This is a genomic window from Novosphingobium sp. BL-52-GroH, from assembly GCF_044813085.1.
Classification (GTDB): Bacteria; Pseudomonadota; Alphaproteobacteria; order Sphingomonadales; family Sphingomonadaceae; genus Novosphingobium.
In genome coordinates this window covers 385125-399444 of record NZ_CP171150.1, presented here as the reverse complement: position 1 = coordinate 399444, position 14320 = coordinate 385125, and the positions used below count along the sequence as shown (strand labels likewise).

The following is a 14320-nucleotide window of genomic DNA, read 5'->3' as shown; positions in this document are numbered from 1 at the left end:
CTCCATGCGTACCGCTTTGAAGGCGCTTGCCGCCGGAACCATTCTCGCATCGTCGCTGGTGGCGACCGCCCATGGCGAGGCGGCCCCCACCGCTCCTGCCCCCGCCGAACCTGCCCCCGAGGCACCTGCCCCCTCGCCGACAATGTCTATCGATACCCCCACCGGCGATATCTTCCGTTCGCCCGAAGCCACTGCCGTAGTGGCGCGCTACAGCCCGGAACTCGTCGCGGATAAACTGGTGCGCGCCAATCCGATGGTGTCGATCCGGTTCGTTCAACACTTCTTTCCCAACCTCACCGACGCCGCAATGAAGGAACTCAACGCCGAACTCGGCAAGTTCGCCGCTCCGCCGCCCGATCTCAGCGGCCCGCTGGGTGACCCCGCGTTCAAACCGCAAAAGCTGGTGCTGGCCAAGGTGCCCAAGCCCACTGGTCCGCGCACCGCGCTGTTCAACCGGCGCGACCTCGTTGGCTGGGACGTCTGGCTGGGTCCCAAGCAGCAGAACGTGATCACCGCCGGCGTCGCGGCGCAACGGCCGATCGGGCTAAACAAGGACACCTACGGCATCTTCACGGTCCGCTCGCTCGATGGCGGGCCGGTGATCCGCGCCGATGGCAGCATCTGGGGCACCCTGACCACCAAGCGCGAATTCGCGAATTACCACCTCCACCTGGAGTATAAATGGGGCGAAAAGCGCACCCCGGCGGATAATCCCAAGCCCCGCAATAACGGTGTGCTTTACCACTCGTACGGCCCGTTCGGCGCCCTAACGGACACGTGGATGAATTCGGTCGAACTCGAAATGGTCCCCGGTCAGGTCGGCGGGCTCAACCCGGCCGGCCTGGGCGTGAACTTCCGCACCTCGGTGGGCCGTGACATGTCCCTGCCCAGCCAGACCAAACGCCACTACATGTTCAATGGCCGCGATGTGAACATCGGCCTTGCCGGGTTCGAGTTCGTCCAGCAGGCCGGTGATCCTGAAAGCGCCATCGGCACCTGGAACAGCATCGATCTCTACGTCGTCGGCGATAGCGCGGTGCACGTGGTCAATGGCACGCCGGTCATGGCGGTACACGGTATCCGGTCGAACCCCGAAGGGGCCGTGCTCGACCGCGGCAAGATCCAGCTGCAAAGCGAAGGAGCGGAAACCTTCTTCCGCAACGTCACGATCGAACCGATCAAACGCTTGCCCGAAATCCGCGTGGCCAAATAGCCCGCAGGGCGAACCTCAGACCGACCAGTCGAGCGTCAGCGACTGGTCGTACCCGCGCACCTCACCGGCCCCCAGCATCGCCATCGGCAGATCGGCATGCTGGGTGGCCGGCTCGATCCCCAGTGCATAGATGCCGGGCTCGAACGCCTGCCATTTGTACAGCACCGGCAGCTGTTCCGCCCGATAGCGCAGCACCGCCGCCAGCCCCAGCTCAGGATTGCGCACGGTCACCGCCACACCGCCATCCATCCCGGCGGCAGGGTCATACGACTGGACCTGTTCCCCATACCCATCAACCGGCCCGCTGGCCGTCATCGGCGTGGCGCCCGGAATGGCGATCCGAGTCCCCTCGGCCAGCAGCGGCCAGCCGAAATTCCAGTGATACAGCAAGCCGTGCGGCGTCGGCCGGCTGCCGCGATTTTCCACCCGGTCCGCCACCCGCAAGGCGCTGCCGAACAACGGCAGCTCGATCCGCCGGATCAGCGCCAGGTGCTCACCGAACACCATGTGCTGGACCTGTTCGCCTTCTGCCCATACCACGCGTCCGGCGGCCGTCTCGGCAATCCCGTACCCGCGCAGCGTGGCCGGCAGGAATGCTGCCCGCCCGTGCATCGGATGCACCACCTCGGGCCGTACCGGATAACCGAAACCCGCCGCGCTTTCCCGGCTGGTCTTGCCGAAATGATCCAGCCCGCACGTCGCCAGCGCGCCCGAGAACGAGCGCAGGAACCCGCACTGATCGTCCTCGGCATGTTCGTGCAGCGCGGGCGAGCGCAGGTGCCCGGGCGATGCCCAGCCAACCGCCACGCCCCGGCTCGTGATCTCGGAGATTTCGAACCCACGGTCCACCGCGATCCGCACACTCAGGTCGGGCCCCGCCACCAGGTCCAGCACCCGCGTGCCCCGCGCGGCACCGTCCAGCCCTTGCAGCAATGTTGCGCCGTGCCCGGCTCCGCCATGCCGTCCGTGTCGCGCCAGCCAGGCTCTGCCGTAATCGTTCAAGGGAAACCTCGCGCACTGGAATGCTGCAGCTGTGCTGCGGGAAAATTCAGTCGTCCTGTTCGATATGCGGCCAGTTGGGCCGCGTAAAAGCGCCCCCGTCCACCCACAGCGTTTGCCCGGTCACGAACGACGCGGCCGGGCTGGCGAAGAAAAGCACCACGCCGACCACATCCTCGGGATTGCCCGGCCGGCGCAGCGGCGTGATGGGAGACCAGATCGCCGTATGATCGGGATCGTCACGCAACGTCCGCTCGGTGGCGATCGCACCCGGCGCGACGCAGTTCACTGTGATCCCGTTCGGCCCCAGTTCCACCGCGGCCACCTTGGTGAACTGCTCGATCCCGCCCTTGGACGCGGTGTAATCGACCAGCCGGGGGAACCCCAGCTTGTTGCAGCCCGAGCCGATATTGATGATGGAACCGCCGCGTCCGCCCTCGATCATCCACCGCGCCGCCGCCTGCGTGTTGAGGAAGCAGCCCTTCAGGTTCGTCCGGATGACGTTGTCCCAGCTTTCCTCGGAAAGGTCGACCAGCTTGGCATGGGTCTGGATGCCGGCGTTGTTCACCAGCACGTGCGGCGCTGCGGGATGCCATTTGGTGGCAGCGGCGAAAAACGCGTCGACCTGCGCTTTGACGCCCACATCGCACTCGATCCCCAGCACGGCCTCGCCCAGTTCGGCGGTCAGGCTTGCGGCCGCTTCCGGCGCGCCGCGATAGCTGAACGCCACCGCATAACCTTCCCCGACAAAGCGGGTCACCAGATGGCGGCCAATCCCGGTATTGCCCCCGGTGATGATCGCAAGCGGCTTGGTCACAGGCTCCACCCTCCGTCGATGATGATGTTGGTGCCGGTCATATACGATGCCTCGTCCGACGCGAGCAACACTGCGCTCCCGGCGATCTCGTCGGAGGTCGCCAGCCGGCCCATCGGCTGCCGCGCGACGAACGCCTTGCGCCCCGCCACCTCGTCGCCGGTCGCGAGGATGCGCTCCTGCAAGGACGGTGTCTCCACCGTGCCGGGGCTGATCGCGTTGCAGCGAATGCCATGCTCCAGGTAATCGCGCGCCACCGACATCGTCAGCCCAAGCACCGCCGCCTTGCTGGTGCCATAGGCGAACCGGTTGGGCGCGGATTTGATCGAAGACACGATCGACGCAATGTTGACGATGGAGCCGGCTTTGCGCGCAATCATCGCCGGCAGAAACGCCCCCGTGACGATCATCATCGACCGAACGTTGATCGTGATGCTGCGGTCGAAATCCTCCAGTGCGCAATCCAGCAGCGACCCGTTAACAACATACCCCACACAGTTGACCAGTACCGAAACTTCGGGATGTGCCGCAGCAGCAGCCGCAACAGCCGCCGGATCGCACGCATCCATAACCACACAGGTCAGCGCGGGATGGCTCGGCATTTCACCAAACCGCAAGTCCGCGCCGATCACGGCCGCGCCCTCCGCCAGGAACTGCTCCGTAATCGCGCGGCCAATCCCTTGCGCCGCGCCGGTCACAAAACACGTCTTGCCTTTAAGCCGGTCCATCTCTCACCCTGTCGTTGCGTCTGGTCTACCTTCGTGCAGCATGGCGCACGGCAGGCTATCCCCCCGGACTATCAGCCCCGCCGTGATAATCAATGAAAATGCTATTATATGATAATTTGATGAGCCTGAAATGGAATCACGCGTGAACCCCGCCGCACCTGCCCAATCAACCGTGAAAGTCATCGCCCGCCCGCAGCATGACCAGCTCGGCGAAGGCGTCTGTTGGTCGCCCCGGCTGGGCGCGGTGCTGTGGGTGGATATCATCGGCAAGGGACTGTTCCGCTATGACGTCGCCAGCCAGCACGTCGACCACTGGCCCCTGCCCGAAGCGACCGGTTGGATCATCGAACGCCGCCGGCGCGACGATTTCATCATCGGCATGAAAAGTGGCTTTGCCCGCCTGTCGCTCGATCCGTTTCAAATCGAACACATCGTTTCGCCCGAACCTGATCGTCCCGGCAACCGTCTCAACGATGCCAAGGTCGATCCGGCCGGGCGCATCTGGGCAGGCACGATGGATGCCAGCGAGGCCACGGTCTGCGGCGCACTCTACCGGCTCGATCCGGATTTCAACTGCTCGCGGCACGATGATGGTTACACAGTCACCAATCGCCCCACTTTCAGCGCCGATGGCCATACGCTCTACCACACCGACAGCGTGCGGCGCATCGTCAGCGCGTTCGATCTCTCCGCCGATGGCACATTGTCTAACAAGCGCACCTTCCTCACTTTCACCGACGACCAGGGCTACCCCGACGGGATGACCACCGATGCCGAAGGCGGCATCTGGATCGCGCACTGGGCAGGCGGCCGGGTTAGCCGGTTCTTGTCCGATGGAACGCTGGACCGGTCGATCGCGCTGCCCGCCTCGCAGATCACCAACTGCGCATTCGGCGGGCCAAACCTTGACCGGCTGTTCGTCACCTCGGCAGCCAAGGGCCTCGACGATGAGCCGCTGGCCGGAAGCCTGTTCGAAGTTGATCCCGGCGTTCGGGGGCTCCCGCCGATACCCTTCGCGGGCTAGGCATCACGCCGCAACGGCCCGCGCCGCGCCCACCGGAAAACGGCCGCACAGCCGCGCAAAGTGCAGCACGCAGACATAGCTTAGCAGTGGCAGCACGAACGCGATCCTGATCCCGAAACGGTCCGCCACCACGCCCTGCAGAACCGGCAGCAAGGCCCCGCCGGCAATCGCCATGATCAGCAGCGCCGATCCCCGCGCGGTCAACTTGCCCAGTCCCTCGATCGCCAACGTGAAGATCGTCGGAAACATGATCGAATTCATCAGGCCGACCAGCACGACCGACCACAGCGCCACCCATCCGGTGGTCAGGATCGTCGTCGCCAGCAGCGCGCCCGCGCCAATGGCCACGACTGCCAGCACCCGGGCCGGGGCGATCTCGCGCATCACTCCCGCGCCGATGAAACGCCCGGTCATCGCTCTGCCCCAGAACAGTGTGACATAGATCGCCGCATCCGCGTGCGAGATCACCACCACGCTGGGCGAGGTCAGGTAGTTGATCAGGAAGCTGCCAACCGAAATCTCGGCCCCTACGTAGAAGAAGATCGCGCCCAGCCCCCAGACTGGCCGGGGATGGTGCCATACGCCTGCCGCGCCCAGTTCCTGCCGTTCCGGCTTGGTTGAATGTCGGGCAGGCGCCACACGAAGATCACCAGCGCCAGCACCGCCAGGAACAGCGCAATCCCCATATAGGGCGCGCGCACCGCCAGGACATCCTGCATGCGCTCCGCCATCGTCAGCACCGCGCCGCCGTCCGTCGCGGTGCCGGACGCCGATTGCGACAGGATGAGCAGCCGCCGAACAGGGGCCGCACCGTGGTCCCGGCGGAATTCAGCACCTGCACGAGGTTGAGCCGGCTCGACGCCGTTTCCGGCGGACCCAGTAGCGCGACATAGGGATTGGCTGCCACCTGCAGCGAAGTGATCCCGGTCGCCAGCACGAACAGCGCGCTCAAGAACACGGCGTAGGAGGCGGTGTTGGCCGCCGGCACGAACATCGCGGCGCCGATCCCTGTAACCAGCAACCCGACCGCAATCGTGTTCTTGTAACCCAGCCATTCCAGCACCTTCGCCGCCGGCAGCGAAATCACGAAGGCCGTGCCGAAGAACACGAACTGGATCATCAACCTCTGGGTATATAATTCAGCTCGAACCCCGCCTTCAGGTGCGGGATCAGAATGTCGTTCAGGACCGTGATGAAGGCCCACATGAAAAACACCGTCGCCAAGATGGCGAGCGCGGCGTGGTGCTTGCCGCCAAGGGCTTCCGGCCCGTCCGGCGCTGGTGCTGACACGATGGCCATCTGCTTTCCCTACCCAAGTTTCGGCGGCTTGTCCGGGCGTTCACCGCACGATCCCGGTTGACCCTCAAAGGATAAGTAATATAATATGAAATAGAACAAAATCTTCCAAAGCCTGAAAGACAGTTGATGAAACTTCTCCGCTACGGTCCTCGAGGCCTTGAAAAGCCTGCCATTCTCGATGCTGACGGCGGCATCCGCGACTTGTCGGGTCATGTGGCCAGCATCACCCCCGACCTGCTTTCGCCCGCCGGCCTCGCCCGGCTCGCGGCGATCGACGTGGCGGTCCTGCCGCTCGTCACCGGCAGCCCGCGCATCGGCGTTCCGGTTGATGGCATTGGCAAGTTCATCGCCATCGGGCTCAACTATGCCGATCACGCGGCCGAATCGAACCTGGCGATCCCGTCGGAACCGGTCGTGTTCATGAAGGCCATCAGTTGCCTCAACGGCCCGGACGATGAAGTCATGCTCGCCAAGGGCTCGGTCAAGTCCGACTGGGAAGTCGAACTCGGCTTCGTCATCGGCAGCACCGCCCGCAACGTGACCGAGGACGCCGCGCTCGATCACGTCGCCGGTTACGTCCTGGTGAATGATGTGTCCGAACGCTATTACCAGCTCGAATGCGGCACCCAGTGGGACAAGGGCAAGGGCTGCGACACCTATGGCCCGGTCGGCCCGTGGCTCGTCACCGCTGACGAAGTGGCGGACCCGCAGGATCTGAACATGTGGCTCGACCTCAATGGCGTGCGCACCCAGACCGGCAACACCCGCACCATGATCTTCACCGTCAGCCAGATCATTGCCTACCTCAGCAAGTTCGTGACGCTGTATCCCGGCGATGTCGTCTGCACCGGCACGCCCCCGGGCGTGGGCATGGGAATGAAGCCGCCGCTCTACCTCAAGGCCGGCGACACCATGCGCCTCGGCATCAACGGCCTTGGCGAACAGACCCAGGTCGTCGTGCCCTACCGCGATCTTGGCGATGAGGTGTCCACGGCATGACCTTTGCCGGGCGTTTCACCGATAGATGCGCCGTCATTACCGGCGGCGCTTCGGGCGTCGGGCTCGACGTGGCCCGGCGCATTGTCGCAGAGGGCGGCCGCGTTGCCCTGTGGGACTGCAACGAGGCCACGCTCGCGGCTACCGGGGCGCTTCTGCCCGACGCCGTGCTGGTGCCGGTCGACGTAACCGACTGGTCCGCCGTGGCCGCCGCCGCGCAGACCACGTTCGACGCCTTTGGGCGGATCGATGTGCTGGTTGCCGGCGCCGGGATCACCGGACCGAACGAGACCGTGGCCGACTATCCGGTCAAAGATTGGGCGCTGGTCAACAACGTCAACCTGATCGGAATCTTCCACAGCTGCCGCGCGGTGGTGCCGTTCATGCAGCGCGCCGATTACGGCCGTATCGTCACGATCAGCTCGGTCGCCGGGAAGGAAGGCAATCCCAAGGCCTCGGCCTATTCGGCCGCCAAGGCCGGCGTGATCGCGTTGACCAAGTCGCTCGGCAAGGAACTGGCCACCACCGGCATCCGCGCCAACACCGTCACGCCGGCGGTGTTCCGCACGCCGCTGCTCGATCAGATGGGACAGGAGTTCAAGGACTACATGCTGTCCAAGATCCCGATGGGCCGGTTCGGCGAATCGGAGGAAATCGCCGCGCTGATCTGCTGGCTGTGCAGCGAAGAAGCATCGTTCAGCACCGCCGCCGTGTTTGACGCCTCGGGCGGCCGCTCGACCTACTGACTGCCCGCCGCCACGGTCGCCGCCAATGCGGCGGGCATGGCGCCGCCGGTCGCCCAGTCCAGTAGCTGCGCGATATGCACCACCGGCCGCGCCTGCGCCCGGCCGATCTGCACGATGCAGCCAATGTTGCCGGTCACGATCACGTCCGGTTCCAGGGCGCCCAGATTGGCCACCTTGCGCGCAGCCAACTGATCCGCCAGCTCCGGCTGCAGGATATTGTAAACCCCAGCGGAACCGCAGCACAGATGCGCCTCGGCCGGAATGCGCACGGCAAACCCGGCCTCTTCCAGCAGTTGCACCGGCGGGGTCTTAATCTTCTGGCCATGTTGCAGCGAACACGCCGCGTGATATCCCACGATCTCGCCGCGCGGCTGCGCCACCGGCGGCAGCCCGATGCGCGCGATCCACTCCGTTATGTCGCAAGTCCGCGCAGAAACCCGCGCCGCGCGCTCGGCATAGTCCGGATCGTCCGCCAGCATATGGCCGTAATCGCGGATAACCGTGCCGCAGCCCGAAGCCGTGATGATGATAGCGTCAAGGTCGCCCGCCTTGCTCCACCCGTCGACCACGCGGCGCGCCATCGCCAGCGCCTCCGCTTCGCGGCCCATGTGGTGCGACAGCGCCCCGCAGCAACCTTCGTGCGGCACCCGCACCACCTCGCAGCCGGCACGTGCCAACAGCCGTGCCGTGGCGGCCTGAATTTCCGGATCGACCACCGGCTCGACACAGCCTTGCGCCATGCCAACCCGGTAGCGCGTCGGCGACGTCGCTGCGGGATCCGCGGCACCCGCCCGGCTACGCCGCTCACCCATCCGGACCATCACGCCCAGCGGCCGCAGCGCCGGCACGGCATCGAACAGGTCCGCGAACGGACGCGCGATTGCCGCCAGCACCAGCGCCGCCCGCAGCCGGCCGGGATAGGGCAACACCCCTGCCAGCAGTGAACGCAGCGCCCGCTCCGCCACGGGCCGGCGGTAGTTGTCGGCAATGTAGACCCGCGCCTTGTCGATCACCCGGCGGTAGCTGACGCCCGATGGACAGGTCGTCTCGCACGCCAGGCATGACAGGCAGCGGTCGACATGCTTCACCACGTGCGCCGATGGTAGTGCCTGTTGCTCCAACATGCCCTTGGCCAGATAGATGCGCCCGCGCGGACTATCCAGTTCATCGCCGCGCAGTACGTATGTCGGGCAGGTCGCGGTGCAAAACCCGCAGTGCACGCAAGACCGGATGGCCTGCGCCGCGTCCGCCGTCGCTGGCTCTGCCAACTGCTCGGGAAGAAACCGCGTCTGCATCCTAAGCCGCTCCAGCCATATTGATTCCGGGGTTGAGTTTGCCCTGCGGATCGAATGCCAGCTTTACCCGCGCGTTCAGCGCGGCAAGCGCACCGCCACCCTCCGCCGCCACCGCCGGGCCATTCACGCGAACCGGCCTTGCGTGACCGCCGAACGAGCGTGCAATCCCTGCCACATCCGGCGCGGCCGGTCCCTCGACCCAGATCAACCCACCGCCCCAATCGTAAACCCTTCGCCCGCCCAGCGCAGCGCCCGCATCGGCTCCCGCTGCCGGCGGCACGATCACCCGCCACAGCGGTTGCGTCGGATCGCTCCACCCGAAGCTCGCCAGCCGCGCCCACCAGTCACGGCTCTCGCTCCCGGCGATGATCGTGCCCGGGCCAAATCCGGCCAGCGCCCGCCCCAGCGCCGCGATCCGCGCCACCACCGATGGTGCAAACCCTTCAATCCGCAGCGCCGCAACCCCGTCCATCAGCGCCGCACCCGAAACCGATGCCGGCAGGCTCAACGCCTGCCCCATCGCCGCAACCGCGCGCGCTTCGTCCAGCCCGGACAACAGCAGCGTCTGTTCCGCCTTTGCTGCTGGCAGCACCCGCAGCGTAATCTCGGTCAACACGGCCAGCGTGCCCCACGATCCTGCCAGCAGCTTGGGCAGGTCATAGCCGGTCACGTTCTTGACGACCTTGCCCCCGCCCTTGAACGCTTCGCCCTGGCCCGATACGGCCTCGAACCCCAACACATGGTCGCGCGCCGCGCCCGCGCTAACCCGGCGCGAACCGCTGACATTGGCCGCTACGATGCCGCCAATGGTGCTTGCCCCCGCCGCGCGCCCGAACAGCGGCCCGTGATCGAATGGTTCGAACGCCAGCATCTGGCCGCGCGCCGCCAGCACCTGCTCCACTTCGGCCAGCAGCGTCCCGGCGCGCACCGTGATGATCAGTTCATCGGGGTCGTGATCGATAATCCCGGCCATGCCCCGCATATCGAGTGCCGTCAGGTCAGGCGCCTCGCGCCACATGTCCTGCTTGGATCGGCCGCCATGAATGTTCAGCCCGGCCGATCCGGCCACGGCATCGATCACCTCGTCCACGGTTGTTGGCTGAACCATTGTCAGAACCGCGGCAGTTCGGGGTGCGGGAGGGCGCCGTCATGCACATGCATCCGGCCCAGTTCCGCGCAACGGTGCAGCGTGGGAAACATCTTGCCCGGATTGAGCAGCAGCCCCGGATCGAACGCACATTTCACCCGCTGCTGGTGCGCAAGGTCAACCTCGCTGAACATCGCCGGCATCAGGTCGCGCTTCTCCACGCCCACGCCGTGTTCGCCGGTCAGCACCCCGCCCAGCGCAACGCACAGCAGCAGGATTTCCTCGCCGATGGCTTCGGCTCGGGCCAGTTCTCCCGGCACGTTCGCATCGTACAGGATCATCGGGTGCAAGTTGCCATCCCCGGCATGAAAGACGTTGGCCACGCGCAAGCCGTGCGACTGGGCAATCTGCGCCATCGCCGTCAGCATTTCAGGCAGCTTGCGACGCGGTATCGTACCGTCCACACAGTAGTAATCCGGTGAAATCCGGCCGATCGCCGGAAATGCGGCCTTGCGCCCTGCCCAGAACGAAAGGCGCTCGTCCTCGCTGTTCGAAATGCGCGACGTCGTCGCCCCGTTGGCCAGCGAGATCTCCGCGATGAGATCGGTCAGGTAATCGCACTCGGCCGCCGGGCCGTCCACTTCCACGATCAGCAGCGCCTCCACATCGCGCGGATAGCCGATGTTCAGGAAATCCTCGGCGGCATTGATCGCCGGCTTATCCATCAGTTCCATGCCCGCTGGAATGATTCCGGCCGCCATCACTTCCGCCACGCAGCGCGCCGCCGCTTCCACCGATCCGAACCCAATCAGCACCGCCCGCGCACCTTCCGGGATTGGCAGCAGGCGCAACGTTGCCTCGGTCACCACCCCCAGCAGCCCCTCGGACCCGATCACCGTGCCCAGCAGATCGAGCCCGTCTGCTTCCAGTGCCTTGCCGGCAATCCGCACGACCTCGCCCGTCATCAGGACAATCTCCAGGCCCAGGACATTGTGCGCGGTCATGCCGTATTTCAGGCAGTGCACCCCGCCGCTGTTCTCGGCCACGTTGCCGCCGATGGTGCACGCAATCTGGCTGGACGGGTCAGGTGCGTAATAGAGCCCACGCGCCGCCACCGTCTGCGATACCGCCAGGTTGGTCACCCCCGGCTGCACCACAGCCACCCGGTTGGGATAGTCCAGCTCCAATATGCGGTTCAGCCTGGTCAAGACCAGCAGGATGCCGTCGGCCAGCGGCAGCGCCCCGCCCGATAGCGAAGTCCCGGCGCCGCGCGGCACCACCTTCACATCGTTGGCATTGCACCAGCGCAAGACCGCCGCCACCTGCGCCGTATTCTCCGGCAGCACGACCAGCATCGGCACCTGAGCATAGGCGGTCAGCCCGTCGGATTCGAAAGGTTGCAACTCGTCCGCATGGTCGATCACGCCCTCGCCCGGAACGATGGCACGCATCGCCTGCGCAATCTCGTGGCGGCGCGATAGCACGGCAGCATCGGGGGCGGGCATGCAGACGGACATCAAGTCAAACCCAGGTCAGTGATTGTCGCGCGGAACGCCGAATGTCTGGTCGATCCGCTGGAAAGATTCGGCCCCTTCCAGGATCGCCCCGGTGCTGAGCTGGCCCACGCGTGACCGCTGGATCGCCTGCCACGGCGTCTGCGAGGCAGGACAGGCATACCCGCCGGCCGCTTCGAGCGCGGCCCGCCGGTCCGCCAATGCGGCATCATCCAGCAGCACATCCACCCGGCCCGCGATCAGGTCCACCCGCAACCGGTCCCCGGTCCGCAGCAGCGCCAGGTTGCCGCCTGCAGCCGCCTCCGGCGATGCGTTGAGGATCGAGGGCGAGCCCGAAGTGCCGGATTGCCGGCCGTCGCCGATGCACGGCAGAGCCGATACCCCCTGCCGAATCAGGTAATCCGGCGGCTGCATGTTCACCACTTCAGCGGCACCCGGATAGCCGATCGGGCCGGTTCCGCGCATGATCAGGATATCCTCGGCGGTAATCCCCAACGCGGGATCGTTGATCCGCGCGTGATAGTCCTCCGGCCCGTCGAACACGATGGCGCGCCCTTCGAACGCGTCCGGGTCGCCGGGGGAAGAGAGGTACCGCTCGCGAAACTCAGGCGAAATCACGCTGGTCTTCATGATCGCGGAATCGAACAGGTTGCCACGCAGCACCAGGAACCCGGCTTTCTGCATTATCGGCTGGCCGAATTCGCGGATCATTTCGGGCAGCACGATCGGTACGTCGCGGCAATTCTCGCCGATGGTCCGCCCGTTCGCGGTCAGCGCGGTTTCATCGATCAGCCCCGCCCCGATCAGTTGCCCCACCACCGCAGGCACGCCGCCGGCATGGTGAAAGTCCTCGCCCAGATACTCGCCGGCTGGCTGCATGTTCACCAGCAAGGGCACGTCGTGGCCCTGTGCCTGCCAGTCCTCCAGCACCAGTTCCACCCCCATCTGCCGCGCGATTGCGGCCAGATGGATCGGCGCATTGGTCGATCCGCCCAGCGCGGAATTGACGACGATGGCGTTCAGGAACGCCGCCCGCGTCATGATCTGCGATGGCCGCAGATCTTCCTTGACCATTTCGACGATTCGCTTGCCCGTCGCATAAGCCATCTGCCCGCGCTCACGGTAGGGCGCGGGGATCGCCGCCGAACCTGGCAACTGCATTCCCAGCGCTTCCGCCAGCGAATTCATCGTCGTGGCGGTGCCCATCGTGTTGCAGAACCCGGTCGACGGATTGGACGAGGCGACCAGTTCGAGGAAGCCGGCATAATCGATCTCGCCGGCCGCCATCATCTGCCTGGCCTGCCACACGATCGTGCCGGAACCCGTACGCCGGCCCTTGTACCAGCCATTGAGCATCGGCCCGACCGACAGCGCGATCGCGGGAATATCCACCGTCGCGGCCGCCATCAGGCACGCAGGTGTGGTCTTGTCGCAACCGATGGTCAGCACTACGCCATCCAGCGGATAGCCGTAGAGCGATTCCACCAGGCTCAGGTACGCCAGGTTGCGATCAAGCGCGGCGGTCGGCCGCTTGCCGGTTTCCTGGATCGGGTGAATCGGAAATTCCATCGCGATTCCGCCAGCTTCGCGGATGCCTTCGCGCACCCGCTTGGCCAGTTCGATGTGGTGGCGGTTGCACGGCGTCAGGTCGCTGCCGGTCTGCGCGATGCCGATGATCGGCTTGCCCGATTGCAGTTCCTCGCGGGTCAGCCCGTAATTGAGATACCACCCCAGATACAGCGCGGTCATATCCGGGTTGGCGGGGTTATCGAACCACGCGCGCGATCGGAGGTTGGGTCTCTCGCTCATGCGTTTTTCGTCACGGCGGCGGTGATCCGGGCGGTGCCAAGGTCGATCACCCACAGCATCGCGGCGGCGGCGGCCTCAACGTCGCCGGCCTCGATCGCGTCGACAATCGCCTCGTGCTGGTCGAGGCTGGCGTTCAGCACATCCGGCTCCTCGACCGCGGAATTCAGCGTGAACGAGGCGTTCAGCGCCGCTTCGATAATCGTCGCGATGGACCGCATCAGGGGGTTCCCCGATGCCGCGCCAACCGCCCGGTGCAAGGCCAGGTCGGCGACGGCGAAACTCTTCGCGGTGTGCCCCGGCGCCCGCATCGCGGCAATCGCCTCGCGCAGCGCGGTGATGTCTTCAGCGGTGCGCCGCCTCGCCGCCAACGCGGCAGCGTGCGGTTCGATTGCGCGCCGAATTTCAGCCAGATCGTCGCGGAACTTCGCGTCATATCCCACCGCCAGTTTCCACGACAGCACATCGGCATCGAAATAGCTCCAGTGCGCCGATGGCAACACCTTGGTCCCCACCCGCGTCTTTGACACCACCAGCCCCTTGGCCGTCAGCGTCTTCAGCACCTCACGCAGCACCGTCCGCGATACGCCGAAGCGCGCCAGCAACGTTGCCTCGCTCGGCAGCAATTCGCCCTCGCCGATCGAGCCCGACAGGATGTCCATGCCGATCGCGCGGGCAATATGCAGGTGCGTCGATGGCCAAATTTCTGTAGGTACCGGCGCGCTGTCGCTGTCTTTCTTGCTGGCGTTCGCTGTCACTTGCGGTGCATCCTGATACTGGCCCGCCCCGGATCCAAGCG

The 14320-nt window shown here is 65.7% G+C and carries 15 protein-coding genes; 4 read left to right on the top strand and 11 right to left on the bottom strand.

Annotated elements, in window-relative coordinates:
- Positions 1 to 16 precede the first annotated feature (16 nt).
- The gene (locus tag ACFFDA_RS09550; protein WP_404478455.1) at positions 17 to 1213 is read left to right on the top strand and encodes a DUF1080 domain-containing protein; all 1197 of its coding nucleotides are present in this window, start codon (positions 17 to 19) and stop codon (positions 1211 to 1213) included.
- A 15-nt stretch (positions 1214 to 1228) separates the two neighbouring features.
- Here ACFFDA_RS09550 and ACFFDA_RS09545 read toward each other — a convergent pair whose 3' ends face one another.
- Genes ACFFDA_RS09545 through ACFFDA_RS09535 form a run of 3 tightly spaced genes read right to left on the bottom strand, consistent with a single transcriptional unit; the run spans position 1229 to position 3754 of the window.
- The gene (locus ACFFDA_RS09545; RefSeq protein WP_404478454.1) at positions 1229 to 2215 is read right to left on the bottom strand and encodes a DUF4432 family protein; all 987 of its coding nucleotides are present in this window, start codon (positions 2213 to 2215) and stop codon (positions 1229 to 1231) included.
- Positions 2216 to 2261: 46 nt separating this feature from the next.
- On the bottom strand, positions 2262 to 3029 hold the full coding sequence (locus ACFFDA_RS09540; RefSeq protein WP_404478453.1) for an SDR family NAD(P)-dependent oxidoreductase: 768 nt from the start codon (positions 3027 to 3029) through the stop codon (positions 2262 to 2264).
- On the bottom strand, positions 3026 to 3754 hold the full coding sequence (locus ACFFDA_RS09535) for an SDR family oxidoreductase (RefSeq protein WP_404478452.1): 729 nt from the start codon (positions 3752 to 3754) through the stop codon (positions 3026 to 3028). The genes ACFFDA_RS09540 and ACFFDA_RS09535 overlap by 4 nt, the downstream gene beginning before the upstream one ends.
- Positions 3755 to 3884: 130 nt before the next feature.
- On the opposite strand from ACFFDA_RS09535, the gene ACFFDA_RS09530 reads away from it, so the two are divergent.
- Positions 3885 to 4778 (top strand): SMP-30/gluconolactonase/LRE family protein, encoded by an 894-nt coding sequence (locus tag ACFFDA_RS09530; RefSeq protein ID WP_404478451.1) that lies wholly within the window; start codon positions 3885 to 3887, stop codon positions 4776 to 4778.
- Positions 4779 to 4781: 3 nt separating this feature from the next.
- On the opposite strand, the gene ACFFDA_RS09525 is transcribed toward ACFFDA_RS09530, so the two are convergent.
- From ACFFDA_RS09525 to ACFFDA_RS09515, 3 genes are all read right to left on the bottom strand, one after another.
- A complete protein-coding gene (locus ACFFDA_RS09525) occupies positions 4782 to 5417 on the bottom strand; it encodes a hypothetical protein (protein WP_404478450.1) in 636 nt (211 codons plus the stop codon).
- Positions 5418 to 5511: 94 nt separating this feature from the next.
- Complete coding sequence (locus tag ACFFDA_RS09520; RefSeq protein WP_404478449.1) at positions 5512 to 5898, bottom strand: hypothetical protein; 387 nt, start codon at positions 5896 to 5898, stop codon at positions 5512 to 5514.
- Positions 5898 to 6077, bottom strand: coding sequence for a hypothetical protein (locus ACFFDA_RS09515; RefSeq protein ID WP_404478448.1), 180 nt, complete (start codon positions 6075 to 6077; stop codon positions 5898 to 5900). The genes ACFFDA_RS09520 and ACFFDA_RS09515 overlap by 1 nt, the downstream gene beginning before the upstream one ends.
- Before the next feature lie 126 nt (positions 6078 to 6203).
- Here ACFFDA_RS09515 and ACFFDA_RS09510 point away from each other — a divergent pair, with 126 nt between their 5' ends.
- Together ACFFDA_RS09510 and ACFFDA_RS09505 are read left to right on the top strand one after the other, a co-directional pair.
- Positions 6204 to 7076: a fumarylacetoacetate hydrolase family protein gene (locus ACFFDA_RS09510; protein WP_404478447.1), complete on the top strand. Its 873-nt coding sequence runs from the start codon at positions 6204 to 6206 to the stop codon at positions 7074 to 7076.
- A complete protein-coding gene (locus tag ACFFDA_RS09505) occupies positions 7073 to 7819 on the top strand; it encodes an SDR family NAD(P)-dependent oxidoreductase (RefSeq protein WP_404478446.1) in 747 nt (248 codons plus the stop codon). Before ACFFDA_RS09510 ends, ACFFDA_RS09505 begins: the two co-directional genes overlap by 4 nt.
- Here ACFFDA_RS09505 and glcF read toward each other — a convergent pair.
- The 5 genes from glcF to ACFFDA_RS09480 are packed head-to-tail and all read right to left on the bottom strand — an operon-like array spanning position 7813 to position 14279.
- Complete coding sequence (gene glcF, locus ACFFDA_RS09500; RefSeq protein ID WP_404478445.1) at positions 7813 to 9114, bottom strand: glycolate oxidase subunit GlcF; 1302 nt, start codon at positions 9112 to 9114, stop codon at positions 7813 to 7815. The two genes, ACFFDA_RS09505 and glcF, sit on opposite strands and share 7 nt — an antisense overlap.
- A 1-nt stretch (position 9115) precedes the next feature.
- Complete coding sequence (locus tag ACFFDA_RS09495) at positions 9116 to 10222, bottom strand: FAD-binding protein (protein WP_404478444.1); 1107 nt, start codon at positions 10220 to 10222, stop codon at positions 9116 to 9118.
- A gap of 2 nt (positions 10223 to 10224) precedes the next feature.
- Positions 10225 to 11718, bottom strand: coding sequence for an FAD-linked oxidase C-terminal domain-containing protein (locus ACFFDA_RS09490; RefSeq protein ID WP_404478443.1), 1494 nt, complete (start codon positions 11716 to 11718; stop codon positions 10225 to 10227).
- 15 nt (positions 11719 to 11733) lie between these two features.
- On the bottom strand, positions 11734 to 13524 hold the full coding sequence (locus ACFFDA_RS09485) for an IlvD/Edd family dehydratase (protein WP_404478442.1): 1791 nt from the start codon (positions 13522 to 13524) through the stop codon (positions 11734 to 11736).
- Positions 13521 to 14279 carry a FadR/GntR family transcriptional regulator gene (locus ACFFDA_RS09480; RefSeq protein ID WP_404478441.1) on the bottom strand — a complete coding sequence of 253 codons (759 nt, stop codon included), beginning with the start codon at positions 14277 to 14279 and terminating at the stop codon, positions 13521 to 13523. Before ACFFDA_RS09480 ends, ACFFDA_RS09485 begins: the two co-directional genes overlap by 4 nt.
- Between the last annotated feature and the right edge of the window lie 41 nt (positions 14280 to 14320).